This is a genomic window from Sphingobium sp. DEHP117 (assembly GCF_030867385.1).
Classification (GTDB): domain Bacteria; phylum Pseudomonadota; class Alphaproteobacteria; order Sphingomonadales; family Sphingomonadaceae; genus Sphingobium.
Genome location: NZ_JAPFBJ010000002.1, coordinates 555,461 through 581,334, shown reverse-complemented (window position 1 = coordinate 581,334; position 25,874 = coordinate 555,461). Strand labels below are relative to the sequence as shown.

Below are 25,874 nucleotides of genomic sequence, written 5' to 3'. Positions count from 1 at the left end.
CGGCCCTTGTCTATTATGGGGCACTCAGTCGAACTATGGATGCTGAAAATGAACGAGGCGTGACTTTTGTTCGTTTAATCCTTCGTAATTCGGGAATCGCGCTATCCTTCAGCGCTTTGCACGCACGCCCTTGCTGGCGGCGATCATCACCTTCTGCGCGGCCTTGTCCTCAAGGCCGACCCCTCCAAGCAGTGCGATGCTGCCGTCCGCCTCGCGGCGGGCAATGACGACGGCCAGCCCCAGCTCGCCGAAGGGCAACGCGGAGTCGTCTGCGATTTTCGCCTTCTGGAGCTTGCGCACTGCGCGCTCCAGCCTGCGCACGGGCCGGGCGGCGGCGTCAGCGGACGCGGCGCCATTGCGAGCGGCGCGCATGTCGCGCACCAGCCCCTTCAATCCGCCCTGATATGCGGCCAATGCTTCGCCAAGCTCACCACGCGCCATGCCTGTCTCGTTGGCATGATCGAGCGCGAGCGCATATTCGGCGATGCGCGTCTTGTCATATTCCGCGCCGAACACGAGCTTGATGACGGCAGTCATCGGGCTGCGCTCCTGCACGGTGATGGCGGCGTCCTCCAGCATCTCGGCATAGTCTGCGGGGGCCGCTTGCGCGCTCAGCGCGAAATCGTGGGCACGGCCGATCGCGCGGTAGAGTGCGGCGCGGCTGCGCGCGTCGCACTCGCGCACTTCGGCGGCGATGTTGCGGGCCTCAGCCAGCAGATCGGCCAGGTCACCGCCGACCGAGATCATCTCGGCAGAAAGAGACGAGAACGCGGGTTCCGGCTCAGGCGCCTTTGCCGGGATATCGTTGTCCAGCTCGTCGAGCCCGATATCGCCCAGCAGGTCGTCGAGGTCGATCGTGTCATTGCGTTCGACGGGCTGCGGCGCGGCCTCGGGTGCGACCGTTTCGGGTTCAGTCGGCGTTTCCTCGGTCGCGTCAAAGTCCATCCCCGCAAGAATGTCGTCCACATCCGGCAGTTCTTCGAGCACTTCCTCCTGCGCTGCGGGGGGTGAAGCATTCTCTGCACTTGGCGTCTCTATCCCCAGATCGCCCAGCAGATCGTCAACATCGAAATCGAGCGCGTCGCCTACAGACTCCGGGGCGGGGGCAGCCACGGCTGTGGTAGGTTCCGGCATCAGGAACGCGGCGAGGTCCAGCTCGTCAAGCGCGCGTTCCTCCAAAGGGGCAGCGAGCACCGGTTCCTCGCCCGGCATCGAGAGCAGATCATCGAGCGAGCCGAGTTCATCGAGCGGATCGGCTCCAGCTTCTGGAGCTGGTGCTGCGAAGCTCGCGAGATCGAGCGGCTCCGTCGTATCGGCTAGCGCTTCCTCGGCACCTCCGACCGTCAGCTCCTCCAGATCGGCCAGAGCGGCGGCAACCGGGTCTTCCTCCACGGCGGCGGCTACACCGACCTCGTCGAAACCGAAATCGCCGTCGTCTTCCGGGGCGGCCGCACTTTCGGACAGGTCATCGCCAACATCGAGCAGATCATGCTCTGGCAGATCGACGAGATCGTCGAGAAACTCCTGCTCGCGCGCGTTTGGGCCGTCGTCCTCGCGGTCGACGAAATCATAGGTGGCCGAGGGGCCCTCCGCCCAGATCGGGGTATTCGAATGGGCGGCGGGCGCAGCGAGCGCGGCCTGCACCTCTGCGTCGAGCTGCTCCATCACGCTGTCGCTGACGGCTTCCTTCCAGTTGATGACGCCATAGATGAAGTCGATCGTCTCGTCGTCCGAAGAGAAAGGCATCAAAATGCCGCGATACCGGATCGACACGTCACGCTGGTTGATGAATTCCGCCTCGAAGCCCACGGGTGCGGCATTGGCAATGATCTGGAGGTAATGATCAGTGAGGCGCGTCAGCAGCGAACGCGGCGGCACCTCGTCCACCCGCTCGATCGTGCCGTCGATGCCGCATTCCTCGCGCAGTGCAGAGCCAAGATACAGGATAGCCGGATTCTCCAGCCCCATCGAAAAATCGAGCAGCACGCTGTTGGCGCTGAAATCCTGCGTATCCTCGGGGTTCAGATCCTCTATCGAGGGCAGCGAGCGGTTGCCGAGCAGCGAGACCCAGTAATTATAAGCGCGCACATGCATGCGCCGCTCCTGAGACTGGAACATCGGCGGCGCTTCGATCGCGCCGGAATCGTCGATATCCTCACCCTCGATGTCGGTCTGACCGCGTAAACTGTCCATTGGCATACCCCGTCTTGCCGCTGACTTATAGTCTGGCTCAGGGTGGGACATTGGCATGCCTATGGTTAACAAAGGCTAAAACGGCAGGGGTCGGCGAGGAGCGCAGGCCCTCGCAACGCGCTCAACGGACAACCGCTACACACGGTTCCACCTTGCCAGCCCGCCCCACGACTGTTATGCGCGCGCCAGCAACCGGCGGTGTCACCCGGCCGGCCGCACGCCGCTTTAGCTCAGTTGGTAGAGCATCGCATTCGTAATGTTGGGGTCATCGCCCAGATTCCAACACTGTTTTATGGGCGATACGTAGGGTAAGTGAACGGAATAAGGGTTAAGCCGCTTTAGCTCAGTTGGTAGAGCGCCACATTCGTAATGTGGATGTCAGGTGTTCGAGTCACCTAAGCGGCACCATCCTCCTTCCCCTCAATGTCAGCATTTTTCACTACGAAATGGCCTTCCGTAAGGACTGCCACTGGGTCTGGCGTGGGGCGCTTTGGGTAGGGAAATGGGGCGCGACCTAAGCTATACCCAATAAATATGGATGTAAGAGATTGATCCTAGCGAACGATCTTTCATAGAATGAGATGGCTCCGACATGGAGAATGACATGCCCGCAGTTCGACGAAAAATCAAATTTGACAATGAACTATCTGAATTACTCAAGGTCTTTGAGAAAGGCACCTCAATCAATGAGGAAGGGCAGCTCCAATTTCATTACTTCGATCATGATGGACTTGAACGCATCCTTCCCGATGCATTCGATGTCGACAAGTCGTTCACCAACCGTCAAGTGCGTTACCTGTTGCGCCAAGCACTATGGAATTCACGTAAGAAAGGGACTCTGACGCTCGATGGCGTCACATCGGAAGCACAGCGCCTTGCAACGGAGCAATTGAGCGAACCGCCAAAATCCTATGCACTTTGGACGAAGTTTCGTGCTCGCAACATGAGTGACGCCGAGACATTCAAAATTCGCTGGGGCGGCGTGAGGCTGGAAAGCGCGCATCACCTTCCGCGCCACATGGCTTTAAAGGAGTTCTTTCTAAACGGTCATGGCAATGTCTATCCCCATAAGCCGGTTTTTTACGGCCATCTTATCGCGCGTTGCAAAGCGAGGCAGCCAGAGAATGCAGCGCGCCAAATGCTTGATGCGATCGATCTATTCATGGCCGTTTTCAATATGTATCGACTTTTTGGCCGACGCACTTGGACCTCGTCTCCACAAGCCGAAGCGCCTTTATTCAATGGACCGTATCAATTTCTATTCAAGGGGAAGGAGTCGCTAAACGATAAGGAAATTTGGTACGAGCCCGAATTTAGCGAAAGCAAATGGGACTCATCCCCGCTGACGATGGCTGAGGTAACGAAGACCCTACCGACCGTTCGAAAAGCTCTGACAAAGCTGGCAAAGCATCCTTTCAAGGACGTACTGATCGACGTCTTAAAACTCATGCAAAACGGTATGGCTTCGCGCGATCAAAGCTACACTCTCTTGCGATACTGGTCGGCGCTCGAAAGGCTCTACAGCGAATCCAATTCACGCGAAAAAAGCTATGAGCGGATTATCAAGCGGGCGACCTTCGCGGATGATGATAAGCTACTGAGCCATTGGATTATGAGGCACATCTCACAGCTCAGGAATGAGTATGTACACGCAGGCGATCACGATGACGACCTTCACGTGATGTCCCAGCATCTTCGACTTCTCCTATCTCGGCACGTCAACCATCTCCTGTTCCACGCGCCCAAGGTCGCCTCTCACAAACATTGGCTCGCGATTGTGGATCTTCCGAGCAGTGAAAATGGACTGCGCGAGCAAAAGGTGCTGATCAATCAGCGTATGAGAATCCTCCAACAAGGTCAGAAGACAAAGCGCAGTTCAAAATAAACATACTATTTACTGGCGTCATCCCACTAAGCGTCCTCTGCGCAATTTCTTCCATCTTATATGAAGGGCTAGTGCGAACCCTTCGATTACAAGCCAAAACCGCCGTGCCTCGTGAGAGCGGGGCGGGGCGTCAGAACTTTGGTAGAGAATTAATGGCGCCGTGAACTCGCTCAATCGGCAAGCGAATCGGCAGGGCGGTTCGGTGCCTTGCAAATGTGTATTGGAGCAGGCTATGCCCGACGAATGTCTCCATCGAGCCGGGGCCAAGGCCCGCCGCCGTGCGAACGGAAATAAGCCGCCAGGTGAGAGTGTGCCAAGGGCAGCTTCATTGCAAGGGCAAAACCGATGGAGCTGGTTCTGGTGGACCTCAATGGCCCCGGACTCGACGCGATGCCCGGGGCGGATTGCCTTGCGGCCAAGTCACCCGGAGGTTCGCTCGATCCAGCCGATGAAGGTGTCAAGGAAGGTCTGGAAGAATTTGGCACTGCCTTCATTCATAATGGTCCCGGCTTCATCGAACAAAGAATATGCGTTGCCGATATAGGCCTCGGGTTGTTGCAATATCGGCATGTCGAGAAAGACAAGCGACTGCCGCAGATGATGATTGGCGCCAAATGCGCCTAGCGCCCCGGGAGACAGGCTCATTATCGCGGCCGGTTTTCCGGCCCATGCGCTGTTGCCATAGGGGCGCGAACCGACATCGATGGCATTTTTGAGTGCGCCCGGAACCGACCGGTTATATTCGGGCGTTACGAACAGGACGGCATCGCTCGCGCGCAGCTCGTCTCGGAAGCGGGTCCAGGAGGCAGGCGTCCCTGCGGCTTCGACATCTTCGTCGTAAAGCGGCAGGTCACCGATTTCGGTGATATTCAAGTTGACATGCGCGGGGGCCATACGGGCCAGAGCGAGAGCCGCCTTGCGATTGACGGAGTCCTTGCGCAGGCTGCCGACGATGACGGCGATAGTGATCTGTTGTGACATGATGCTTCCTTCCGGTTCTTGAACAGGGTGGTTTGGAGGCGGCCGGATTTTCGGTCCGGTCGCTCCGGTATTTCAGGCGGCGTCGACGAGAACGATTTCGCTGTCCTCCAGCGCCGTCACCTCGATCATCTTCTCTCCCGTGATGGCCAGCCCGTCGCGCGCATTGGCCTCAATGGTGCCGATGCGAACCCTGCCGGCTGCGGGAACGAGATAGAGATGGCGGTCCGGCGCGCTCTCGTAGGTCAGGCTCTCGCCCGCCTTAACGGTCGCACCCAGCACCCGGGCGTTGGCGCGGATGGAGAGGCTGTCTTCATCGCCCGGCATTCCGGATGCGAGCGTCACGAAACGGTCGCTCCTGGCTTCTTTCGGAAAAGGCTGTGTGCCCCAACTGGGGGCCCCGCCGCGATGATCGGGGATGATCCAGATCTGAAAAATCTGCGTTTCCTCGTCCTCCAGATTATATTCGGAATGCCGGATGCCTTCGCCTGCGGACATGACCTGAACGTCCCCTGCCTCTGTGCGTCCGGCATTGCCCAGACTGTCCTGATGCGAAATCGCGCCTTGGCGGACATAGGTAATGATCTCCATGTCACGATGCGGGTGGGGCGGGAAACCGGTCTTGGGCGCAATCCTGTCGTCGTTCCAGACGCGAAGCTGACCCCAGTTGACCCGGGCCGGATCGTGATAGTCCGCAAATGAGAAGTGATGATGCGCATCCAGCCAGCCGTGGTTGGCTGCACCGAGGGTGGAAAATGGCCGAAGCTCGATCATGGATATGCTCCCTTGTGTGACTGTCGATGACCGTCATTTGGCACTTGCAAACCGATCAGAAAACCCGAATAAATCGATATAAAATGTTCGTATGAGTTGAATAAATGGATGTAGGCCAGCCCACGCTTGATCAACTCCGCATCTTCCTTGCGGTTGCGGACGAAGGAAGTTTCAACAAGGCCGCGAGCAAGCTTGGCCGGGCTCTTTCGGTGATCAGCTACGGGGTCTCGTCGCTCGAAAACCAGTTGGGCGTCAGGTTGTTCGATCGCGAGGGTTCGCGCCGTCCGGCATTGACGGCGGCCGGAGCCGCGCTGCTGGCCGATGCCCGCACAGTGGCCGACGAGACCGACAGCCTGGTCGCCCGGGCGCGCAGTATCCGGCAAGGTCTGGAAACGCAGGTTGCGCTCGCGGTCGACGTCATGCTGCCCAGCGCAACGGTCGCCAGTATTTTACGCGATTTCCAGAGTGCCTTCCCCACGGTCGATCTGCGGCTCCATGTCGAGGCTCTTGGCGCGATCGCCGCCCTGGTATGGGATGGAAAGGCCGATCTTGGGGTGGCGGGCCCCGATATCGTCGATCTGCCGGCGCTCGATCGGCTCTCCGTCGGCAGCGTTTCAATGGTCCCTGTCGCTGCGCCGGAGCACCCGCTGGCCAAGCATAGGTCCATTGCTCCGGGTGAGGCTCGCAAACATCTGCAACTGGTCCTGACGGATCGGTCACCGCTGACCGAAGGCCGGGATTTTTCGGTCATGAGCCCCCGAACGTGGCGGCTGGCGGATCTTGGCGCAAAGCACGCCCTGCTTCTTGAGGCTATTGGCTGGGGCAATATGCCACGCCATGCCGTCGCGGATGATCTGGCCGCCGGACGCCTGATCGAGCTGCGCCTGCCTGATGCGCCGCCGCTTGACTACCGGCTGCATGCCCTCTGGCGGAAGGACCGCACCCCCGGCCCTGCCACCACATGGATACTCGATGCGCTCATCGAACGGTGTTGAGGCGCCTCCTGCGCAGAACAGTCGTTCGGAGTGACGCGCCCGTTGCATGAAAGCCGCCCTGTCGTTCATCGACGAGGTCCATGCCCAGCCAGCGTCGCCCTGGCACCGGTAGGTGGCACTCTGGCGTGGTACCGCGAATCTTTTGTACCGGCAGGCGTCCGTTATGAGCCGTTCGCGGCGTTGCCGCGTTGAAGGCAGGTGCAGCCTACCTCCTACAGCCCTGACCCCTATATTATGATACTGACGGGAGCCGGTCTGCTGATAGCGCTCGTCGCATGGCTCCCGCTCGCCCTCAAGCGGCTGCCCTTGTCTCTACCTATCGTCTGTATGGGGATAGGCGCCGCGATATTCTCGCTGCCGGTTGTCAGGCTGAAGCCACTACCGCTCGATTACCCCGACATCACGGAACGGTTTACGGAGTTCGTCGTCATCATTGCGCTGATTGGCGCGGGCCTGAAGCTGGATCGTCCGTTCAGCTGGCGAAAATGGGGCGTCACCTGGCGACTGCTGGCTGTGACCATGCCGCTAGGGATTGCTGCGATGACCCTGTTGGGCGCCAGCATGCTTGGGTTGCCGTGGGCGGCGGCGCTTCTGCTGGCAGCGAGCCTGGCGCCGACCGACCCGGTACTGGCATCCGACATTCAGGTCGGACCTCCCAAGACCGGCGAAGAGGACGAGGTTCGCTTCGGCCTCACATCGGAGGCAGGCCTCAACGACGGCCTGGCGTTCCCGTTCGTGCACCTCGCGATCGCCCTCGGCTTGGCGGCGACGACCGGGGAGCCTTGGGCCAGCCAGTGGGTGCTTCACAATGTCGTGTGGGAGATTGGGGCCGGCATCATAGGTGGCTGGCTTATTGGTCGACTGTTCGGCTGGTTGACGTTCCATGTCCCGGCCGACACCAAGCTCTCCAAGACGGGAGACGGCCTCATCGCGATCTCCGCGACCTTTGTGTCATACGGAGTGACCGAGTTGATACACTGCTATGGCTTCCTTGCGGTTTTCGTTACCGCACTGACGCTGCGCCGATCGCATCGCGATCATGCGTTCAACCGGCAGATGCACGACATAACCGAGCAGGTCGAGCGCCTAGCGATGATGGTCCTGTTGCTGCTGTTCGGCGGCGCGCTGGTCAGCGGGCTGTTGCGTCCGCTGGGAGCGACAGAAGTGGTGGCAGCCGCGATCATCCTGCTGGTCATCCGGCCGATTGGCGGAATGATTGCGCCTGGCCGGGACTGTCAGGATTTCCGTGTGTGGGCGGGCATAATGGGTAAGAAGGAGTCCCACTATGTCCCGACGCAAAGAACCTGCGATACCGAATGAGCTTCTCGATCAGTTGCTGGCAGGAGGCGCTGCCAGTGCGGCATTCGAGCAGGGCGGCCTGCTGGATTCACTGAAGAAGGCGCTGACCGAGCGAGCGCTGAACGCGGAGATGGATCACCATCTTGCTGGCGACGAAAGCAATGGCAACACGCGCAACGGCTATGGCCGGAAGACCGTGATGACCGATACCGGCAAGCTGGCGATCGACGTGCCGCGCGACCGCCAGTCGAGCTTCGATCCGCTGTTGATCGCCAAATATCAGCGTCGCTTCCCCGGCTTTGACGACAAGATCGTGTCGATGTATGCGCGCGGCATGAGCACCCGGGAGATCACCGGGCACCTGCATGAGCTGTATGGCATTGATGTGTCGCCGGATCTGATCAGCACGGTGACGGATGCCGTGCTCGACGAAGTGGCCACCTGGCAGCAACGGCCGCTCGATCCGATTTACCCGCTCGTCTTTTTCGATGCGATCCGGGTCAAGATCCGGGATGAAGGGATGGTCCGCAACAAGGCGATCCATATCGCGCTGGGCGTCCGCGCCGATGGCGCGAAGGAGGTCCTCGGTCTGTGGCTCGAGCAGAATGAAGGCGCCAAATTCTGGCTGCGGGTGATGAACGAACTCAAAAACCGGGGAGTCGATGATATCCTGCTGGCCGTCGTCGATGGCCTCAAAGGCTTTCCCGACGCGATCACCGCCGTGTTCCCGGAGACGATCGTCCAGACTTGCATCGTTCACCTGCTGCGCAACTCCATGGACTTTGTGTCCTGGAAGGACCGCAAAGGGCTGGTGGGAGCGCTCAAGGAAATCTATCGTGCCGTCGATGCCGATGCGGCCGAACAGGCGCTGACGGACTTTGAGGCCGGCCCCTGGGGCCAGCGCTACCCGGCCATCGGCCAGAGCTGGCGACGGGCCTGGGGCGAGGTGATCCCATTCTTCGCCTTCCCAGACGAAGTGCGCCGGATCATTTATACGACGAACGCGATCGAGGCGCTGAACTCCAAGCTTCGGCGGGCCGTCAGGGCCAGGGGGCACTTCCCCAGCGATGATGCCGCAACCAAGCTGCTCTATCTGATCTTGAACCGATCCGAAAAAGAGTGGAAAATGCCCCCACGTGAGTGGACCATGGCCAAGGCCCAGTTCGCCGTAATCTTCGGCGAACGCTTTATCAAAGCCATGGCGGCGTAATGTTCAACCGCCCGCCGCACACGGAAATCCTGACAGTCCCCGCTGGCCGGGTTCAAGGCCGACCTGTCCGAGAAGATGACCCTCGCATTCTTCGGTATCCGGGGTGTTGGCTCGTTCTATTATCTCGCTTATGGTCTCAACCATATGCCAATGTCAGCCGGCGAGCGCCTGTGGGCAATTGTTGGCCTCGTCGCGCTGTTCTCGATCCTGCTTCACGGCCTCACCGTAACACCGGTCATGCGGCAGTTGGACAGGCGCCAGGGACGAGATCCGGACGCCGATGACGCGCATCAGCCTTCCGATGCGCAGGCACCGGCTTCGCGCAGTTGATCAGCGGTTTTTCGCCCTTTCTTGCGCTTGACGGCGTTCCGACAATGCGGACGTAGGCGGGAGAATTGGAGCCAGTGGAAGCTGCCGTTCGTTCGGCACCCGCAGGCCACGGAAATCCGGCCGCGAGGGACCCGGCCTCTTAGAGCGCGCTGCGTTGAGTCTGGATCAGTCAGCCCAGTGGCAAGGCGGTGCCGGCGGTTGTTCCGGACATCAACCGGACTCTGGATGCAGCAATACGAATACGTAAAACCCCGCAGAATTACGCCACTTGCGCCACACGACCCGCCCGAAGGCGAAAATACTGATTTCATGAAGACTGTCTGGTGCGGTCGAGAAGCATAAAAACCCTTCTCATACAGTGACATAGCGACCGCCAAGTCGTTGAGCAAACTTAGTTTCTTCCTCATGACGCGTCATGCAGCGTCAAGGTAGCGCGGAGGAAAAGGGTCACTGAAAGGGTGACTGGATTAGGTCGTTCTCGATGAGGTAGATAAGCATTTTGGCGCGGGCATCAGCCTCGGTTAGTTCGTGAAACTGCTCCATCCAACTGTCAATTGTCGGGTACGCATCGCTATTGATGTCGGCGAGCCAAACCATAAAACCGTTGATAGCGCTCAGGGACTGCATGACGCTATCGTCGAATTTCACTGAGCATGCGTTGTTCAAAATCTCCCCCAACTCTGCGACAGTGAAGGCGGAGCAAACGGGATTATCTGGTTCCATGAAAGAGACAATCTCTACAAAACTTATCTCAGTATGGTCGTCCCACCAAAACAAGCTATGTTGCTTCACTCCCAGCTCTTTAAGGCGCTTTGCTAGTTTCAATGAGCATACTTGCTGTTCGAGTTTCATATGATGATATTGAAACACGTTTGTAGATTTTTAAGAACGCGTCGTACTGTGGATAGAAAAGTGGAAACTCGAACCACTCCAGTAGGAATGTTTCACTACGCGCATGCGTATGCTACTAGTGCAACCGCGCTAGCCAGAGCAGATATTGGTACTATACACTCAGATGCACCTATCCGGTTCCTATTCAGTCATGCGATTGAGTTGTACCTCAAGGCGTACCTGTTGCTGAACGGAGTGACTATTGAGGAGCTGCGCAGCAGGGCTTTGGGTCACAACCTCAAAATGCTTACAGGTAGGGCAGTCAAGCTAGGGCTAGATGTACCCAAGGTGCATCGGCAGTCGATGGAAGTTGCGAATGAGGCAATCCTCGACCGCTACATCGAAACGGGTGCTAGGACCGTCTTGTTGCCGGAGGGATTGTCGGAGATTTGCTCAAACCTGCATGAGCAGATTGGTCCAGCGGTGTATCTCGCTGCCGGTCTGTCGCGCAAACCGGAGCCTTATCATTCAATTTAAAAGGGCCACCAAAAGGGTGACTGGCGAAAGAATCTAACCCAGAAAATCCCTGAGTTATCAAGGACTTAATGGTTAAGCTGGTGCGGTCGAGAAGACTCGAACTTCCACGGCCTTTCGGCCACAACGACCTCAACGTTGCGCGTCTACCAGTTCCGCCACGACCGCACATCACATAGGAAACCGGCCCTTCAACATTAAGGCGCGGCCCCTGGTAGGCGGTGGCCATTAGCAAAGCGATGTGGGGCTTGCAAGCGCCCAGTGGAGCAAAACGCGATCCGCCCTTGCGCTAATGCGCGTTGACGAAGGCGAGCGTGATATTTTCCACTGTTTTGGGAATATCGAGGCGGCTTTCGTTGATATTCGCTTCTTCGCCGGGCTTCAGCTCCGCCTTGTCTGCACGGGTGATCCAGCTGAAAACAAGGCGGCCCTGGCTGTCGCGCAATTGCACTTCCACCGGCGGCACCTGCTCGACCTTAGGGCCACTGTTGAGGATACGCGCGCTGAAGGCGAAATATTCCGACCCATTGGAAAGCGTGCGCCACTCAGCAGGCTTGGTAAGACTGAACAGCAGCACGGGCTCCTCAGTATCGGCCAGCAGGCCGGCGCGGACTGCCCATTGCGGTGGGCCGAAATAGCTGAGGGCGCCCGCCGCACCCGCGATAGACAGCGCGAACAGCACAGCCGCCCAGGTCCACAGCTTGGCAGGATTGCGACGCGGGCGGAAAGGCGCGTCGTCCTCCTCTCCGTAATCGCCCTCTTCGGCGAGGTCGGCAGCGTGCTTGCCGGCGAGTTGATCGATGATGCGCGGGTTGGTGGGACCGACACCGGCGACCTCCACCTCTTGCACCTGGCCCTGCGGCGCGCCCGCCCCTCTTTCGGCAACCGCTTCAAACCCGAATTCGTCGGCCACGCTATCGACCGGAACCGTTCCGGAGCCCGTTGCCGCTTGCGCCGGAGCGACGGCGGGAGCCGAGGCGGCAGGCGCAGAGATCGGTGCTGGCGCGGGCGCAGGCGCCGGAGCCGCCGGAGCCGCCGACTTTTCAGCGCGCGGCGGGGGCGCTACGCCATCCTGATACCAGCTATGTTTGCACGAGGCGCAGCGCACCTGCCGCCCCTCCACGCCAATCGCCTCGTCCGGCACGAGGTAGCGCGTCGCGCAATTGGGGCAGATCAGGATCATTGCCCCTATTAAGCGCGCATCGGAGCGACGCGCAAGCCATATGAAGAGGCGTTAACCATTGGGCGCCACCAATTTCCGAGCGATCGACCAGCCTACGCCATAGTCCCGGCAGCGAAGATTCGCCTGTAAACAATAGGGTGCGGCGAATTCCGTGTCGCTAATCCGCAGCGGGCTTTACCTCCATCGGACCATGTGCGATGGCTGGGTGCACGGGGTTCGGGCGGGGTCGCAGCGGGTTGGATATGGACAGGATCATCCAGTTCGAAAATATCGGCCTGCGCTATGGCGCTGATGACGAGGTGCTGTCTGACATCAGCTTCTCGCTCACCACCGGCGGTTTCTATTTCCTCACCGGGGCATCGGGCGCGGGCAAGACCTCGCTGTTGAAGCTGCTGTATCTGGCGCAGCGGCCGACGCGCGGGGTGCTGAAGCTGTTCGGCGAGGATGTGGTGATGATGCACCGGAGCCGCCTGCCCGGCTTTCGCCGCCGCATCGGCGTGGTGTTCCAGGACTTCCGGCTGGTGCCGCATCTCTCCGCGTTCGACAATGTCGCGCTGCCTCTGCGTGTCGCCGGGATGGACGAACAGGAGATCGCCGGGCCGGTGGAGGAAATGCTCGGCTGGGTCGGGCTGGGCGGCAGGCAGGACGCGCTGCCCGCCTCACTTTCCGGGGGAGAGCAGCAGCGCATCGCCATCGCCCGCGCGGTGATCGGCCGCCCGGACATATTGGTGGCGGACGAGCCGACCGGCAACGTCGACCCCGAAATGGCGAAACGGCTTATCGGTTTGTTCGAAGCCCTGAACCGGCTGGGCACGACGATCGTGATCGCGACGCACGACCTGCCGCTGATCGGCCAGATCGGCCACGCGCAGATGATGCGGCTGGACAAGGGCAGGTTGATAGACCCCACCGGCGCGCTGCGCTTTCCCCCGGCGTCGGCCGCGCGGGAGGGGCAGCGGCCGGGCCTGCCGCTGGGCAGCGCGCAATGAGCGGCGCGCGCTTTTCCGCGAAGGCGGCGCAGCGGCGCTGGCTTCCGCAAGGGCGGCGGGGGCCGATGCCGTGGATCATCGCGATCATGATGTTCCTGACGGTGCTGGCCGCCGCCTGCGCGCTGGGGCTGGGGCAGGCGTTGCTGACGATGCGGGGCGATCTGGCGGGCGGATATACCGTGCAGATCGTGGAGGCGAACGCGGCGAAGCGGGCGGAGATGGTGCGGCAAGTAGAGGGCTTTTTCCACGCAGAAACGTCTGTGCGATCCTACAGGGTCGTGTTGGAAAGCCGGTTGCGCGAGCAGCTGGCCCCCTGGCTGGGCGAGGAAGCGCAATCGGGCGACCTGCCGATCCCCGCGCTGATCGACATGAAACTCGCACCCGGAACAAGTCTTTCAAAAATAAAGGAAATCACGCGCGAGATCATTGCCCGCGCACCCTCCGCGCGCATAGACGCACACCAGAGCTATCTCGCGCCGGTGGAGGCGCTGATGCGCGCGCTGATGTGGGCGGCGGCCGGCCTGGTCGGACTGATGCTGCTGGTGACGGGCGCGGTCGTCGTGCTCGCCGCGCGCAGCACGCATGACGCGCACCGTGGCACCATCGACATCATGCACATGCTGGGCGCGACCGACCTGCAGATCGCCCGCCTGTTTCAGCGCCGCATCGCGCTCGACGCGCTGCTCGGCGCGGTGCTGGGCACGATCGCCGCCGCTGCCCTCCTCTGGCTGCTCGACCGCAACCTCGCCGCCGCCGGGTCTGAGCTGGCCGCGCTGATCTCCCTCCCCTGGCGCTCCGCCGCCGTGCTGCTTGGCCTGCCGATCTTTGCGATGCTGGTCGCCGCTGTGACCGCGCGGATCACGGTGATGCGCGCACTGGAGCGCAGCCTGTGACCGCTCGCCTTTCCGCGCTGATCCTGCTTGTCTGGGCGCTGGGCTTCGGCTGGTTCGCCGTGCTGCTGCCCCAGCCGCTGGACGGGCGCACGACCGATGCAATAGTCGTGCTGACCGGCGGGCCGGGCAGGCTCGACCGCGGCCTCAAGCTGATGCAGGATGGCGCGGCGCGGCGCATGCTGATCTCTGGCGTGGACCGCGCGGTGAAGCCGCATGAGCTGGCGGTGAGCTATTCGGTGCCGGACAGACTGTTCGAATGCTGCATCACGCTGGGCCGCGAGGCGATAGACACCCGCTCCAACGGGCTGGAGACCGCGCAATGGCTGGAGCGGCGAGGCTATGACACTGTGCGCCTCATCACCAGCGACTGGCATATGCGGCGTGCTGCGTTCGAGCTGAGGCAGGCGCTGCCCGCCGACATCGTGCTGGTGTATGACGCGGTGCCGAGCCAGCCGAGTTTTTCGACGCTGTTCAAGGAATATAACAAATATGTGCTGCGCCGGGTCGCCGCGCTGATCGGGATTTGAGGCACATGGCGGGGACGCTCATAGCCTTTGTGCGCTCCGTGCTGTTTGCGCTGCTTTTCTACACCACCACCACATTTTTCGTGCTGTTATGCGCGCTATGTGCACCATTTTCGGCGCGTGCGATGCGCAGGTGCGTGCGCCTGTGGGGGCAGACGCACCGCGTGCTGTGCCGGGTAGTGCTGGGGCAGAAGGTGAGGATCATCGGCACCCTGCCGCAGGAGCCCCTGTTGTTCGTGTTCAAGCATGAGTCGATGTTCGAGACGATAGACCTGCTCTGCATGTTTGCCGAGCCGGTGGTGATCGCGAAGCAGGAGCTGACCGACATTCCCGGCTGGGGTTGGGTAGCAAAGCGGCATGGGGTGATCGGCCTCAATCGCGAAGCCGGCGCGAAGGCCGTGCGGCATCTGCGCGCCGAAGCAGCGAAGGCAACCAGCGCGGGCCGGCCGATCTGCCTGTTTCCCGAAGGGACGCGGGTGCCGCATGGTGAGCATCCGCCCATCCGAGCGGGCTTTGCCGCGCTCTATCAATTACTGAACCTGGCCGTCGTGCCGGTTGCGGTAGATAGCGGGCGGGTGGCTCCGCGCGGGCAGTTTATCCGGCGGCCCGGCGTGATTACCTACAAGGTTGGAGAGATTATCCCCGCCGGCTTGCCACGCGGAGAGGCCGAAGCACTGGCTCACGCCGCGATCAATGCGCTGAACCCGCCCGACCGTTTGACCTGAGTCAACGACGCCAGGCGGGGATAGCGCCAGCATCTCCTCTCCATTTCGGAGAGATTGCCATGAACGTTTTACACGAAGCACCTGTGCTGGGTGCCATCATCGCCGCCGCAGTTTTCATGCTGGTGATGATCGTCGTTTCAATCGAAGACGCGCTGAAGCATTGAGGTTTAATCCGGACTACGGCACCCCGCAGTCCGGACCAAAACTTTAGCAGCGGCGGCCGTCGCCCTTGTCGATCGCGTGGCCTGCAACGGCACCGATCGCGGCGCCGATGACGGTGCCCGTGGTGCGATCACCGCGCCCGGCGACCTGATTGCCGAGCAGACCGCCGGCCACCGCGCCGATCACCGCGCCGCCCTTGCCTTCGTCACGGCAGCGCTCATAGCCATAGCGGTCATAATAGCGGCTGTTGTGACGATAGCCACGGTCGCGATAGCCGCGATCATAGCCGTTCCAGCCATAGCCACGATCATAGCCTCTGTCGTACCCGCGATAATAATCGCCGGGGCGATAATCATGATGATGGCGCGCCAGCGCGGGCGTCGCGCCGAATGCACCGATAGAGATCGCGGCCAGCCCCAATGCCGTGGTCAGTTTTTTGCCAATTGCCGTTCCCATCGATTCGCTCCTTTTTCAGCCGAGTTATCTCGTGCGACCTTTTTGGCTGAACCGTTTTGAGCCTATGCTGAATGGGGCTGTCAGCCAATATTCAGCTTCTTTTCCTGCGATATTTAGGTGAATTTGCGCGCCACATCGCCTATGCCCGCCGCGCATGCGCTGGTTCCTCGGTCTTTTTTTCCTTTTGGGTGTGGGAGCGATCGCGGCATCCTCGCTCAATACCAAGCCGGTAACGCCAACGCCCGGCCCTGTCGCCATCGCGATGGAGCCGCTGGTGCTGAACGCAGACAAGCCGGAACAGCTGGAGCTGGGGCGGCTGCGCTATCTCGGTGGATGGAATCTCACTAGCGGGCGAACCCTGTTCGGCGGCCTCTCCGCGCTGGCGGTGCGGCCCGATGGCGAAATCTGGGCGCTGAGCGACGGTGGCGTGGTGTTCCAGCTGCCGCAGCCAGGTGGGGCCTCGAAGGTGATCATCCAGGCGCGGCTGCTACCGATCAACAAGCCCAAAAAGCACTGGATGCCCCGGCCTGAAGACAGCGAATCGATGGCGGCGGATGAGGACTTTCGGCATATCTGGGTGGGCTATGAGCTGCTGCAACTGATCTGTCGCTATGACACAAGCCTGACCGTCATCGGCCCCTGCCGCCGCCCGCACGATATGGCGGGCTGGCCGGAGACCGAGAGCGTGGAATCGCTCGCACGCTTGCCGGACGGGCGCTTCATCGCGATATCGGAGGGTGGGTCAGGCCCGGCGGGCGGGCGCGACATGCTGGTGTTCGCGGGCGACCCGGTGAACATCGCGACGCGGCGGCCGCTGCGCATGAGCTATATGCCGCCCGTGGGTTATGACCCGACGGACGCCGTCTATATCGGCAACGGCAAGCTGATCGTGCTCAACCGCCGCGCGACGCTCTATGACGGCTTCACCGCCGTGCTGAAGCTGATCGACTTGCGCCAGATGCGCGAGGGTGCTGCGCTCGACGGGCCGGAGATCGCCCGCTTCGCGCCGCCGGTGCTGGCCGACAATTTCGAGGGGCTGGCGCTGGAGCGGCATGGGAAACAGCGCATTTTATGGGTGGTGTCTGACGACAACCATCTGTTTTTCCAGCGTACGCTGCTGTTGAAATTCGCGCTGGATGAGGATCTGTAGGGGTTACGGGGGTCGTAATCCCCCGTCATCCCAGCTTCATACCTGCGCGCTTCGGTCACTGGATCCCGGATAGCGGGATTTCCTGACCAAATCCTGCAGGATTTGGAGAAAATCCGCTTCCGGGATGACGTGAATAGAAAACAAAAAGCGGCCCCGCAGGACCGCTCTTTCAATTTCAAGCTGATTCGCGCGAATCAGGCGGCTGCGGCAGCGCCCTGCTTCTTGACGATGTCGCGCTTCAGGCGGCGCGCCTTCAGCGACAGCTTGTCGTCAGAGGTCTTGAGCAGCCAGTTGTCCAGCCCGCCATTATGCTCGACCGAGCGCAGGCCGGCGGTTGAAACGCGCAGCTTCACGCTGGTTCCCAGCGCCTCGGACATCAAAGTGACGTTCTGGAGGTTGGGCAGGAACACCCGCTTGGTCTTGTTGTTGGCGTGAGACACATTGTGACCCACCATCCGGCCCTTGCCGGTCAGTTCGCAAATGCGCGACATAATCGTAAATCCTGTTGCTCGGAAATCTCCGGGAAGCGGGGCCGATAGCGGGAATGGAGCGCTCCGTCAAGAAGCCCGGAGCACTTGCCAGGAAAAGTGGGGACCGGTTTTCCGCCCGGCAAGTGCGACCACAAAGGCGTCTGCTTGCAGGCGCAGCTTTTTCCGCCGATAGGGTGGGCATGTCTCAGCCCTTTCCCCTGCCCCTGCCCATGCAGCGCGCACTGGCGCTTGCCCGAGCGGCTGAGCAGGCGGGCGAAGTGCCGATCGGCGCGGTGGTGGCGCGCGGGCAAGAGATAGTCGGCGAGGGCGAGAACCGCAACCGGCGCGACAACGACCCCAGCGCCCATGCCGAGATCGTCGCGATTCGCGCAGCGGCGGCTCGGCTCAATGACTTCCGCCTGACGGGCTGCGACCTCTATGTGACGCTGGAACCCTGCGCCATGTGCGCGGGCGCGATCTCCCACGCGCGGATCGAGCGGCTCTATTATGGCGCGAGCGACCCCAAGGGCGGCGCGGTGGAGCACGGCGCGCGTGTCTTCGCCCACGCGCAATGTCACCACCGGCCTGAGGTGTACGGTGGGCTGGGCGAGGGAGAGGCGGCGGAGTTGCTCAGGGGTTTTTTTGGGGGGCGGCGTTAGCCAGCGTGCGCGATCGGACTATTTTTGCGCAGATAACGCGGGGGAGGAACACAGGAGCGCTCTGGGCGTCTGCTAGTTTCGCGTTTCATCGGCAGCCGCAAAGTGCGCCAACTGATCCGCATGGGCCTTTTGAAACGCGGGCCGGCTGGTGACACGCACAACATAGTCCTCAGTCGCTGGTCGATGACCAACAGCACGAACCTTGTCTGCGCGCAAGACATCCGCCATCAGAAGGTCCGCCGCTGTAAATCGATCGGCAACCAGCCATTCACGCTCGCTCAGTACCCGCTCCATCTGTGCAAGGCGTTTGTTCATCCATCCCGTAATCTCAGCTTGCTCTGCGCCTTTGAACTGCAGAAACACCCAAGGCATTGTTGTCACTTCTATCGTGTTGAGGGCCGCCACAATCCACTGGATCGTCTGCGCCTCGCCGGCTGCATCCGTTGGCATCAGCGCGCTGCTTTTTCGGGCAAGATGCAGCAGGCCTGCTCCGCTCTCAAAAATCTGGACGCTGCCGTCTTGCAGAAAAGGAACCTGACCGAACGGCTGTTGAGACAAGTGATTGATTTCGCGGTCCTTAAACGGCACCGTTCGGACTGAGTATGGCAGGCCAGCCTCTTCGCAGGCCCAGCGCAACCGCAAGTCCCTCACGAAACCCCTTGGGAAAGCGGGAACCCAATCCAAGGTCCAAATGGTGATATCGCTCATCGTTCGTCCTCAAAAACTGGCATCATTGCCGCGCATACTCACCGCGCCGGCCAACGGCGATACCCTGCTGCTGCGCAACTGACTATTCAAGGGAATAATCCCTGATGGCGTTCAACTTTTCCCGTCTTGTCAGCGAGTTGGGCCAAGCGGGTATTCAATCCTATACAGCCGATAGGGCAGCGCAAACCCGCTCTTCAAATCCACCGGCGTGAGCCAGCGCGGTATCTGGCCCTTCTCGATCCGGTCATACATGCCGCCCTTGGCTCTTGCGCGGTAGACGGTGCCTTCGGGGAAATCCGGGCACAGCAGGAAATACCGCGCGCCATGCCGCCGGGCGGTGTTTAGGAAGGCGGCCTCGTCGCCATCATAGGCGTGGTGCAGATCGAGGATCGCCTTGCCGTTGCGGTGATAGGGTCCGGCGATGACATTGTGATGCGTAACCGCGAGGATGCGCGGGCCGAGGTCGACCAGGGTCATGATCGTCGCTGGGGGGAGCTGATTGAGCGCGATGAGCGCGGGCTGGGTGCGGCAGCGGCCATTGGCCTGATTGATGCGCTTGAACCGCGCGGACTGCGCCCTGGAGGCAGCGGTGGCGGGCGCGGGCTTGGCGACGAGGCCTGCATTCTGCAACTGGGGGTAGAGCCAGCCGCCGTTGAACGAGAGCGCGACGAGGCCAAGCCCAAGCAATGCGGCAATGCGCTCTCCCCACGATCCGCGCACCAGCCATTCGAGCGCGCCGAAGCCGAGCCAGGCCACCGCAGGCACGGCGATGAGCTGAGCCGCCGGGGTGGAGCGGATCTGCCAGAGCATCAGGATGAGCGCGAAGCCGACCATCAGCATCACGCTGGCCCAGGCCCACAGCCGCTCCTTGTCCTGACGCGCGGCGATGCAGCCCAGCACCGCCGCGCCGAGCCCGGCGACCGGGAGCGCCAGCATCGAGAGGGCGGCGGAAAGCGACTGGCTGGTGATCGGCTTCGCCTCGCGGATATGCGAGAGCCAGAGCCGGTCCAGCTCCGGATCGATCTGATAGGCGCTGGTGAGGCATTGCGGCCAGAAATGATAGCTGAACGCCATCACCACGCCGCCGACCACCGCGCCCGCCGCCAGCCTGCGCGGCCAGCCTTTCAGCCCCAACAGGCTCAGCAGCACCATGCCGCCCGCCGCAAGGCCAAGCGTCGCCACCCAGTTCAACGAGATCGCGTCGCACGCGATGCCGCGATTGTCGTTGCTGGCGAACGCGGCGTAGAGCAGGCCGGTGCCGCTGCCCAGTGCCAACGCATAAGGCGCCATCCGCCGCGCCGCGCCTTCCTTGAACACCCAGCGCAGCGCGATGAGGCCGCCCGCGCCGGCGAGATAGACCATCATCTCCATGCCGATGGCGACCGAGAGCGCGCTCGCCGCCCCGGCGATCAGGCCACCGCGCAGCCATTTGCGGTCCACGATCCCGGCGAGCATGGCCACAACGAGCGCAAGCTGCCAGCCATGATGATCGACCCGCAAAGGCATATACATGCCCAGCCCCATCGGCGCGCCCAATGGCCCGAAGGCGGCGATGATCCACGCGGCGCTGCCCGGGCGCGAGAGACGGCGCGCGATGAAGGCCAGGCCGAGCATCAGCGGCAGCAGCGGGAGCAGCGGCGCGACCGCGCACGCCCATTTGTCCGCCAGCGGCGCGGCCATGAACAGCCGGAACAGCAGCATCAGCGCCGCGATCGGCAGATCGACGATGCGCGACCAGTGGATGTTGGCGCCGTCGGGCGGATTCATCCGGTGCTGGCGGAGGTCGAACCAGCCCTGCCCGTTCAGCCAGTCCCGCACCTGAAGGTAGCGCATATTGTCATCGGTATCGCCGAGCGCGAACCAGTGAACCGCGTCGGCGCGCAGGCTCAGGTAATAGGCGCTCACCCCCATCCAGATGAGCAGGACGATGAACTTCCAGTTGGCATTGGCCCAGCCCAGCGCCAGCCCGAACCGCCGCCTATGCCTGCCCTGATGCCCGAAGCTGAACGCGCTTTCCCTCATGCCCAACAGGGATTAGAGGCGTGGGCACAAAGCGCAACGGGATATTGTGAAGGAGTGCGGACGGATGCGGGCGCTGGCGGGGTTATGGAGCGCGCTTCCGCCGCACAGGCGCGCGCTGATAGGGCAGCTTGTGCGCTATGCGCTCGTCGGCTTCGGCGTCACCAGCCTGCAGGCGCTGGTCTATTGGCTGTTGGCCGAAGCCGCCAATGTGCACAGCCAGATCGCCAACTTCGCGGGGTATCTCTGCGCGGTAGCGAGCGGCTATGTGCTGCACGGGCGCTATACCTTCGGGGGCACACCCCGGCCCGAAGGGGGCGCCGCCCATGTGGCACGCGGCGGCCGCTTCGTCATCGCATCGCTGGTCAGCTGGGGGCTGAATGCGCTCTGGGTATGGCTGTGCGTATCATGGCGCGGATGGCCGACATGGACGCCGATCCCCGCCATGCTGTTCGTCACGCCCGCGCTGGTGTTCGTGCTCAACAAGAAATGGGTCTTCAGATAGGGGGCGCCGAAGTGGCTCTCTGGGAGCTATCCCTAAAGAGATTGGCAAATGATCGTCATGCTGGAACAGGTACAGCATGACACCGAAAAACCTAGAGAGAAGCGGGACCCCGGATCAAGTCCGGGGTGACGAAAGTTTGGAGCTATGCCGCAGCCGTTTGCGAATATCGGCCGCCTTAGTGCACGAAGCGGGCGACGACATCCCGATAGGAGCGGCTGACCTTCACCTGCGCGCCGGACTCCAGTACGAGGAAGCATTCGCCGTTGGTATGGGGCTTTACCTGCCGCACCTGGCTGAGGTTCACGATGGTGGAGCGGTGGACGCGCTGGAAGTTGCGCGGGTCGAGCCGCTTTTCCAGATCCTTCATCGTCTCGCGCAGGATGAGAGAATTGTCCGCCGTGTAGATGCACATATAGTCGCCAGCGGCGTCTATCCGCTCGATGCTGTCGACATCGACGCGGAAGATCTGGCCCCGGTCCTTGATGTTGATGAGTTTTTCAAAGCGGTTGGCAGCCGGGGCGTCGTCTTCACCGGAATCGAAATGATGCATGGCATCGGGCGCGACCTCGGCCAGCACACCGCGCAGGCGCTCCGCCTCCTGCGCCTGCCGCTTGTCCGCGAGGCGTTGACGCACACGGTCGAGCGCGTCGGCGAGGCGCTGTTCGTCCACGGGCTTGACGATATAGTCCACCGCCTGCGCCTCGAACGCCTTCAAGGCATGATCCGAATAGGCAGTGACGAACACGAACAGGGGCTGCTCGACATCCATGGTGCCCTGCACCACCGAAAAGCCATCGAAACCCGGCATCTGAATATCGAGGAACACGAGGTCCGGCTTGTGCGTCTTGATCGCGCGGATTGCCTCGCGCCCGTTCTGGCAGGTCTCAACAATCTCAACGTCCTCATGCGGCTCAAGGCGCAGCTTAAGCCCCTGTATCGCGAGGCTTTCGTCGTCTACAAGGATGGTGCGGATCGTCATGGCGTCACTCTTGTTGTTGCTTGAGGAACGGCAGCTCTATCGTCACGACAAAGCCGCCGCCGGGGGTAGAACGCGCGTCGAACCGATGTCGTTCCCCGAAAGCCTGCGATAATCTGTCGCGAATGTTGGCAAGGCCCACACCGGTCGAGACGACTTCGGCCGGAGACTCCGCGCCGAAACCCGGCCCGGTGTCCGATACGGTGATGCGCACATTCTCCCCCGCAGGCTGGGCGATGATGTGGATGTCCGCCCCCTCCTCGCGCGGGGTGACGGCATATTTGATGGCGTTTTCAACGAGCGGCTGGAGCAGGAGCGATGGCAGGTGCGCCTTTTCCACCAGCGGATCGATGTCGAAGCTGGGGCGCAGCCGGTCTTCGAACCGCATCTTCTCGATATCGAGATAGAGCTTCAGCGTGTCGATCTCCTGATGCAGCGGCACCAGGGCGGTCGGCTCGTTGATCAGGGTATAGCGCAGGAAGGAGGACAGGCGCGAGAGCATCGCGTTGGCGGGTTCGGTCTGTTTCAGCAGCACGAGCGTGGAGATGCTGTTGAGCGTATTGAACAGGAAATGCGGGTTGAGCTGATAGCGCAGCATGGCGAGCTGGGCGGAGGAGGCCTGGCTTTCGAGATGCTGGAGCTGGTCCGCCTGCTCCTCCACCGTGAGATAGAAGTTGATGGCGTAATAGAGCGCGGACCAGGCGAACAGCAAAGTGACGGTGAGATAATAGGCGCCGAGCAGCAGCTGCAGGCTTGCCCCGCCGCCGCCGCGATTCTGCATGGTGAACACCCACGCATCGATGAAAGCGCCGATGGCGGCGGCAAACAGCACGACGAGGATCGACACGGTCCACGTTACCAGCGGCCGCTGTTGCAACAGCACGCGGAAGATCACCGCCATCACAAGAGTGAGTGAATAGCCGGTAATGGTGGAGATGAGCACCGGCGCCAGAAAGGAGATCGGCTGGCCGTTGGCGAGACCGGAAATGCCGCGCAAGACGAACGCGCCCGCCCACCCCGCAAGCTGAAGGTTCCAGAACGCCCGGTTCTTGTCCTGGAAGAAAGGTTTGGGCTGAAACGGGTTCACAGACATGTTCCGCAGTCATAACCGCGAAAATATCATATGCGAACCCGTTTCGGCGCAGGCACAATTTTAAGGGGCAGGCGGCGGCCGTAGCGTCGCAATCAGCCTGACGAAGGATTTTTTTGTTGCGTTGCAATGGCGTGAGGCCGCATCCTTGGGCCGACATGTTGCGCCAGTACGAACTCGTCGAAAAAATAAAACGCTACGACCCCGATGCGGACGAAGCGATGATCAACCGCGCCTATGTTTTTTCGGTGCAGAAGCACGGCAGCCAGAAGCGCGCGAGCGGCGACCCCTATTTCAGCCACCCGATCGAGGTGGCGGGCATCCTCACCGACTTTTACATGGACGACAAGACCATCGTCACCGCGCTGTTGCACGACACGATCGAGGACACGCTTGTCACCTATGAGGAGATCGAGAGCCTGTTCGGCGAGGAGGTGGGCCGCCTTGTCGATGGCGTGACCAAGCTCTCCAAGATCGAGGCGCAATCGGAAAACGAGCGCGCGGCGGAAAATCTGCGCAAGTTCCTGCTCGCCATGTCGGACGACATCCGCGTGCTGCTGGTGAAGCTTGCCGACCGGTTGCACAACATGCGCACGCTGCATTTCATCGCCAACCCGGACAAGCGCCGCCGCATCGCGCGCGAGACGATGGAAATCTATGCGCCGCTGGCCGAGCGCATCGGCATGTATGACTTCATGCACGAGATGCAGCTGCTCTCCTTCCGCGAGCTGGAACCGGAGGCTTATGACAGCATCACGCGCAGGCTGGAGAGCCTGAAGGAAGGCGGCGGCGACAAGGTGGCGCGCATCGCGTCCGGCCTTCAGCTGCTGCTCGGCAGCGCGGGCCTCAAGGTGACGGTGTCGGGGCGCGAGAAGCACCCTTATTCGATCTGGCGCAAGATGCAGGAGCGGCACATCAGCTTTGAGCAGCTGACCGACGTGATGGCGTTTCGCGTCATCACCGCCAATACCGACGACTGCTATCGCGCGCTCGGCATCATCCACGGCCGCTACAAAATGGTGCCGGGCCGGTTCAAGGACTATATCTCCACGCCCAAGCGCAACGGATACCGATCGCTCCACACCACGGTGATCCACGGCGAGAACGCGCGCATCGAAGTTCAGATACGCAGCGCGGAAATGCACCGCGAGAGCGAGTTCGGCCTAGCTGCGCACTGGGCCTACAAGACCGGCGGCGTGGCGAGCCCCGACGGGCAGGCGGGCTGGCTGCGCGACCTGATCGAGATCCTCGACCAGAGTCACGATGCCGAGGAGCTGCTGGAGCATACGCGGCTCGCCATGTATCAGGACCGCATCTTCGCCTTCACGCCCAAGGGTGAGCTGCACCAGCTGCCCAAGGGTTCGACCCCGGTCGATTTTGCCTATGCCATCCATACCAGCCTGGGCGATCAGACCGTGGGCGCGAAGGTGAACGGGCGGGTGGTGCCGCTGCGCACCGTGCTCGAAAACGGCGATCAGGTGGAGATCTTAAAGAGCGAGGGGCAGGAGCCGCAGCCGGGCTGGCTGACCTTCGCCGTCACCGCCAAGGCGCGCGCGGCCATCCGCCGCTATATCCGCCACAAGCAGCGCGACGAGACGGTGGCGCTGGGCGAGAAGCTGTATGAGGATATCGTCCAGCGCCTGCCCGTGGAAGTGGGCGACAAGGCTGTGAAGGCGGCGCTGAAGCGCCTGAAGCTGGAGGATCGCGCTGCGCTGATGATCGCCATCGCCACCCACCGCGTGACCGACGGCGAGGTGATGGAGGCGCTGATCCCCGGATCGACGGAGAGCGAGGGTGTCGACCCCAGCGGCCAGCACAAGCCGGTCTCGATCCGCGGCCTGACGCCCGGCATCGCCTATCATCTGGGCGACTGCTGCCACCCGGTGCCGGGCGACCGGATCGTCGGCATTCGCCAGACCGGAGAGCCGATCGAGGTGCACACGATCGACTGCCTGGCGCTGGAAACCGGGCAGGACGCGGACTGGGTGGACCTGGCGTGGGACAGCAGATCCAAAGGCGGCACGGCGCGGTTGCAGGTGATCGTCAAGAACCAGCCGGGCGCCTTGGCGGCCGTCGCCAACATCTTCGGCGTCAACAAGGCGAACATTCTGAACCTGCAACTCGTCAACCGCGAGGGGCCGTTTCACACCGACATCATCGACCTCGAAGTGGCCGACGCGCAACATCTGATGCGGATCGTCTCGGCGCTCCGCGCGCTGGACTTTGTGGCGCAGGCGGATCGGGTGTAGGGGGTCTGGGTAGGACGTCCAATCCTCCTGGCCTTTACCGTCACCCTGAACTTGTTTCAGGGTCCATCTCTCCGGATCATCCTGTGC

General features: G+C 61.7%; 25 protein-coding genes and 2 tRNA genes. 15 read left to right on the top strand and 12 right to left on the bottom strand.

The annotated features are described in order from the left end of the window. Window positions 1-108: 108 nt before the first annotated feature. A complete protein-coding gene (locus tag OOT33_RS17885) occupies window positions 109-2,193 on the bottom strand; it encodes a hypothetical protein (protein WP_373690545.1) in 2,085 nt (694 codons plus the stop codon). A 332-nt stretch (window positions 2,194-2,525) separates the two neighbouring features. Here OOT33_RS17885 and OOT33_RS09975 point away from each other — a divergent pair. Both OOT33_RS09975 and OOT33_RS09970 read left to right on the top strand, forming a co-directional pair. After that, window positions 2,526-2,601, top strand: a tRNA-Thr gene (locus tag OOT33_RS09975). Between the two features lie 196 nt (window positions 2,602-2,797). Beyond that, a complete protein-coding gene (locus OOT33_RS09970; protein WP_307749878.1) occupies window positions 2,798-4,078 on the top strand; it encodes a hypothetical protein in 1,281 nt (426 codons plus the stop codon). A gap of 420 nt (window positions 4,079-4,498) precedes the next feature. On the opposite strand, the gene OOT33_RS09965 is transcribed toward OOT33_RS09970, so the two are convergent. Both OOT33_RS09965 and OOT33_RS09960 read right to left on the bottom strand, forming a co-directional pair. Then, window positions 4,499-5,059: an NAD(P)H-dependent oxidoreductase gene (locus OOT33_RS09965; RefSeq protein WP_307749877.1), complete on the bottom strand. Its 561-nt coding sequence runs from the start codon at window positions 5,057-5,059 to the stop codon at window positions 4,499-4,501. 72 nt (window positions 5,060-5,131) lie between these two features. Next, window positions 5,132-5,830, bottom strand: coding sequence for a pirin family protein (locus OOT33_RS09960; RefSeq protein ID WP_307749876.1), 699 nt, complete (start codon window positions 5,828-5,830; stop codon window positions 5,132-5,134). Between the two features lie 104 nt (window positions 5,831-5,934). Here OOT33_RS09960 and OOT33_RS09955 point away from each other — a divergent pair, with 104 nt between their 5' ends. The 4 genes from OOT33_RS09955 (at window position 5,935) to OOT33_RS09940 (ending at window position 9,664) form a co-directional block, all read left to right on the top strand. Then, entirely contained in the window at window positions 5,935-6,825 is an 891-nt protein-coding gene (locus tag OOT33_RS09955; protein WP_307749875.1) for a LysR substrate-binding domain-containing protein, read from the top strand. Between the two features lie 234 nt (window positions 6,826-7,059). After that, window positions 7,060-8,145 carry a cation:proton antiporter gene (locus tag OOT33_RS09950; protein ID WP_307749874.1) on the top strand — a complete coding sequence of 362 codons (1,086 nt, stop codon included), beginning with the start codon at window positions 7,060-7,062 and terminating at the stop codon, window positions 8,143-8,145. Next, window positions 8,111-9,334, top strand: a complete 1,224-nt coding sequence (locus OOT33_RS09945) for an IS256 family transposase (RefSeq protein WP_307749873.1) — start codon at window positions 8,111-8,113, stop codon at window positions 9,332-9,334. The genes OOT33_RS09950 and OOT33_RS09945 overlap by 35 nt, the downstream gene beginning before the upstream one ends. Before the next feature lie 75 nt (window positions 9,335-9,409). After that, complete coding sequence (locus tag OOT33_RS09940; protein WP_373690544.1) at window positions 9,410-9,664, top strand: hypothetical protein; 255 nt, start codon at window positions 9,410-9,412, stop codon at window positions 9,662-9,664. Between the two features lie 447 nt (window positions 9,665-10,111). Here the strand turns inward: OOT33_RS09940 and OOT33_RS09935 are convergent, their stop codons facing one another. Then, window positions 10,112-10,516, bottom strand: a complete 405-nt coding sequence (locus OOT33_RS09935) for a hypothetical protein (protein WP_307749872.1) — start codon at window positions 10,514-10,516, stop codon at window positions 10,112-10,114. A gap of 222 nt (window positions 10,517-10,738) precedes the next feature. Here OOT33_RS09935 and OOT33_RS09930 point away from each other — a divergent pair, with 222 nt between their 5' ends. Beyond that, window positions 10,739-11,032, top strand: coding sequence for a hypothetical protein (locus tag OOT33_RS09930; protein WP_307749871.1), 294 nt, complete (start codon window positions 10,739-10,741; stop codon window positions 11,030-11,032). A gap of 78 nt (window positions 11,033-11,110) precedes the next feature. Here the strand turns inward: OOT33_RS09930 and OOT33_RS09925 are convergent. Together OOT33_RS09925 and OOT33_RS09920 are read right to left on the bottom strand one after the other, a co-directional pair. Continuing rightward, window positions 11,111-11,197: transfer RNA gene (locus tag OOT33_RS09925), tRNA-Leu, on the bottom strand. A gap of 121 nt (window positions 11,198-11,318) precedes the next feature. Next, window positions 11,319-12,212, bottom strand: coding sequence for an MJ0042-type zinc finger domain-containing protein (locus OOT33_RS09920; protein ID WP_307749870.1), 894 nt, complete (start codon window positions 12,210-12,212; stop codon window positions 11,319-11,321). A 242-nt stretch (window positions 12,213-12,454) separates the two neighbouring features. On the opposite strand from OOT33_RS09920, the gene ftsE reads away from it, so the two are divergent. The 4 genes from ftsE to OOT33_RS09900 are packed head-to-tail and all read left to right on the top strand — an operon-like array spanning window position 12,455 to window position 15,343. Further along, the gene (gene ftsE, locus OOT33_RS09915; RefSeq protein ID WP_307749869.1) at window positions 12,455-13,201 is read left to right on the top strand and encodes a cell division ATP-binding protein FtsE; all 747 of its coding nucleotides are present in this window, start codon (window positions 12,455-12,457) and stop codon (window positions 13,199-13,201) included. Beyond that, window positions 13,198-14,094 (top strand): FtsX-like permease family protein, encoded by an 897-nt coding sequence (locus tag OOT33_RS09910; protein WP_307749868.1) that lies wholly within the window; start codon window positions 13,198-13,200, stop codon window positions 14,092-14,094. The genes ftsE and OOT33_RS09910 overlap by 4 nt, the downstream gene beginning before the upstream one ends. Beyond that, window positions 14,091-14,621 (top strand): ElyC/SanA/YdcF family protein, encoded by a 531-nt coding sequence (locus tag OOT33_RS09905; RefSeq protein ID WP_307749867.1) that lies wholly within the window; start codon window positions 14,091-14,093, stop codon window positions 14,619-14,621. The genes OOT33_RS09910 and OOT33_RS09905 overlap by 4 nt, the downstream gene beginning before the upstream one ends. A 5-nt stretch (window positions 14,622-14,626) precedes the next feature. Beyond that, window positions 14,627-15,343 carry a 1-acyl-sn-glycerol-3-phosphate acyltransferase gene (locus tag OOT33_RS09900; RefSeq protein WP_307749866.1) on the top strand — a complete coding sequence of 239 codons (717 nt, stop codon included), beginning with the start codon at window positions 14,627-14,629 and terminating at the stop codon, window positions 15,341-15,343. A 207-nt stretch (window positions 15,344-15,550) separates the two neighbouring features. Here OOT33_RS09900 and OOT33_RS09895 read toward each other — a convergent pair whose 3' ends face one another. Further along, a complete protein-coding gene (locus OOT33_RS09895) occupies window positions 15,551-15,961 on the bottom strand; it encodes a glycine zipper 2TM domain-containing protein (protein WP_307749865.1) in 411 nt (136 codons plus the stop codon). Window positions 15,962-16,115: 154 nt separating this feature from the next. On the opposite strand from OOT33_RS09895, the gene OOT33_RS09890 reads away from it, so the two are divergent. Beyond that, a complete protein-coding gene (locus OOT33_RS09890; RefSeq protein WP_307749864.1) occupies window positions 16,116-17,111 on the top strand; it encodes an esterase-like activity of phytase family protein in 996 nt (331 codons plus the stop codon). Window positions 17,112-17,305: 194 nt separating this feature from the next. Here OOT33_RS09890 and rpmB read toward each other — a convergent pair whose 3' ends face one another. Then, a complete protein-coding gene (gene rpmB / locus OOT33_RS09885; RefSeq protein ID WP_307749863.1) occupies window positions 17,306-17,602 on the bottom strand; it encodes a 50S ribosomal protein L28 in 297 nt (98 codons plus the stop codon). Window positions 17,603-17,781: 179 nt separating this feature from the next. Between rpmB and OOT33_RS09880 the strand changes: the two genes are divergently transcribed. Continuing rightward, window positions 17,782-18,240, top strand: a complete 459-nt coding sequence (locus OOT33_RS09880; RefSeq protein ID WP_307749862.1) for a deaminase — start codon at window positions 17,782-17,784, stop codon at window positions 18,238-18,240. A 72-nt stretch (window positions 18,241-18,312) separates the two neighbouring features. On the opposite strand, the gene OOT33_RS09875 is transcribed toward OOT33_RS09880, so the two are convergent. Further along, window positions 18,313-18,948: a glutathione S-transferase N-terminal domain-containing protein gene (locus OOT33_RS09875; protein ID WP_307749861.1), complete on the bottom strand. Its 636-nt coding sequence runs from the start codon at window positions 18,946-18,948 to the stop codon at window positions 18,313-18,315. A 129-nt stretch (window positions 18,949-19,077) separates the two neighbouring features. Beyond that, window positions 19,078-20,970 carry a hypothetical protein gene (locus OOT33_RS09870; RefSeq protein ID WP_307749860.1) on the bottom strand — a complete coding sequence of 631 codons (1,893 nt, stop codon included), beginning with the start codon at window positions 20,968-20,970 and terminating at the stop codon, window positions 19,078-19,080. A 64-nt stretch (window positions 20,971-21,034) separates the two neighbouring features. Between OOT33_RS09870 and OOT33_RS09865 the strand changes: the two genes are divergently transcribed. Then, on the top strand, window positions 21,035-21,472 hold the full coding sequence (locus OOT33_RS09865; protein ID WP_307749859.1) for a GtrA family protein: 438 nt from the start codon (window positions 21,035-21,037) through the stop codon (window positions 21,470-21,472). 175 nt (window positions 21,473-21,647) lie between these two features. On the opposite strand, the gene OOT33_RS09860 is transcribed toward OOT33_RS09865, so the two are convergent. Then, window positions 21,648-22,451, bottom strand: a complete 804-nt coding sequence (locus OOT33_RS09860; RefSeq protein ID WP_307749858.1) for a LytTR family transcriptional regulator DNA-binding domain-containing protein — start codon at window positions 22,449-22,451, stop codon at window positions 21,648-21,650. Window positions 22,452-22,455: 4 nt separating this feature from the next. Further along, window positions 22,456-23,541: a histidine kinase gene (locus OOT33_RS09855; protein WP_307749857.1), complete on the bottom strand. Its 1,086-nt coding sequence runs from the start codon at window positions 23,539-23,541 to the stop codon at window positions 22,456-22,458. Between the two features lie 155 nt (window positions 23,542-23,696). Here OOT33_RS09855 and OOT33_RS09850 point away from each other — a divergent pair, with 155 nt between their 5' ends. After that, the gene (locus tag OOT33_RS09850) at window positions 23,697-25,787 is read left to right on the top strand and encodes a RelA/SpoT family protein (RefSeq protein WP_307750356.1); all 2,091 of its coding nucleotides are present in this window, start codon (window positions 23,697-23,699) and stop codon (window positions 25,785-25,787) included. The last annotated feature ends 87 nt before the right edge of the window (window positions 25,788-25,874 follow it).

Excerpts from the sequence above, each read along its gene's own strand:
- OOT33_RS09860 (WP_307749858.1), bottom strand. The coding sequence starts at position 22,451 with ATGACGATCCGCACCATCCTTGTAGACGACGAAAGCCTCGCGATACAG.
- OOT33_RS09965 (WP_307749877.1), bottom strand. The coding sequence starts at position 5,059 with ATGTCACAACAGATCACTATCGCCGTCATCGTCGGCAGCCTGCGCAAG.
- OOT33_RS09870 (WP_307749860.1), bottom strand. The coding sequence starts at position 20,970 with ATGAGGGAAAGCGCGTTCAGCTTCGGGCATCAGGGCAGGCATAGGCGG.
- OOT33_RS09855 (WP_307749857.1), bottom strand. The coding sequence starts at position 23,541 with ATGTCTGTGAACCCGTTTCAGCCCAAACCTTTCTTCCAGGACAAGAAC.
- OOT33_RS09935 (WP_307749872.1), bottom strand. The coding sequence starts at position 10,516 with ATGAAACTCGAACAGCAAGTATGCTCATTGAAACTAGCAAAGCGCCTT.
- OOT33_RS09955 (WP_307749875.1), top strand. The coding sequence starts at position 5,935 with ATGGATGTAGGCCAGCCCACGCTTGATCAACTCCGCATCTTCCTTGCG.
- OOT33_RS09940 (WP_373690544.1), top strand. The coding sequence starts at position 9,410 with ATGACCCTCGCATTCTTCGGTATCCGGGGTGTTGGCTCGTTCTATTAT.
- OOT33_RS09970 (WP_307749878.1), top strand. The coding sequence starts at position 2,798 with ATGCCCGCAGTTCGACGAAAAATCAAATTTGACAATGAACTATCTGAA.
- OOT33_RS09920 (WP_307749870.1), bottom strand. The coding sequence starts at position 12,212 with ATGATCCTGATCTGCCCCAATTGCGCGACGCGCTACCTCGTGCCGGAC.
- rpmB (WP_307749863.1), bottom strand. The coding sequence starts at position 17,602 with ATGTCGCGCATTTGCGAACTGACCGGCAAGGGCCGGATGGTGGGTCAC.
- OOT33_RS17885 (WP_373690545.1), bottom strand. The coding sequence starts at position 2,193 with ATGGACAGTTTACGCGGTCAGACCGACATCGAGGGTGAGGATATCGAC.
- OOT33_RS09960 (WP_307749876.1), bottom strand. The coding sequence starts at position 5,830 with ATGATCGAGCTTCGGCCATTTTCCACCCTCGGTGCAGCCAACCACGGC.
- OOT33_RS09950 (WP_307749874.1), top strand. The coding sequence starts at position 7,060 with ATGATACTGACGGGAGCCGGTCTGCTGATAGCGCTCGTCGCATGGCTC.
- OOT33_RS09900 (WP_307749866.1), top strand. The coding sequence starts at position 14,627 with ATGGCGGGGACGCTCATAGCCTTTGTGCGCTCCGTGCTGTTTGCGCTG.
- OOT33_RS09890 (WP_307749864.1), top strand. The coding sequence starts at position 16,116 with ATGCGCTGGTTCCTCGGTCTTTTTTTCCTTTTGGGTGTGGGAGCGATC.
- OOT33_RS09850 (WP_307750356.1), top strand. The coding sequence starts at position 23,697 with ATGTTGCGCCAGTACGAACTCGTCGAAAAAATAAAACGCTACGACCCC.
- OOT33_RS09895 (WP_307749865.1), bottom strand. The coding sequence starts at position 15,961 with ATGGGAACGGCAATTGGCAAAAAACTGACCACGGCATTGGGGCTGGCC.
- OOT33_RS09880 (WP_307749862.1), top strand. The coding sequence starts at position 17,782 with ATGTCTCAGCCCTTTCCCCTGCCCCTGCCCATGCAGCGCGCACTGGCG.
- OOT33_RS09910 (WP_307749868.1), top strand. The coding sequence starts at position 13,198 with ATGAGCGGCGCGCGCTTTTCCGCGAAGGCGGCGCAGCGGCGCTGGCTT.
- OOT33_RS09945 (WP_307749873.1), top strand. The coding sequence starts at position 8,111 with ATGTCCCGACGCAAAGAACCTGCGATACCGAATGAGCTTCTCGATCAG.
- ftsE (WP_307749869.1), top strand. The coding sequence starts at position 12,455 with ATGGACAGGATCATCCAGTTCGAAAATATCGGCCTGCGCTATGGCGCT.
- OOT33_RS09865 (WP_307749859.1), top strand. The coding sequence starts at position 21,035 with ATGCGGGCGCTGGCGGGGTTATGGAGCGCGCTTCCGCCGCACAGGCGC.
- OOT33_RS09875 (WP_307749861.1), bottom strand. The coding sequence starts at position 18,948 with ATGAGCGATATCACCATTTGGACCTTGGATTGGGTTCCCGCTTTCCCA.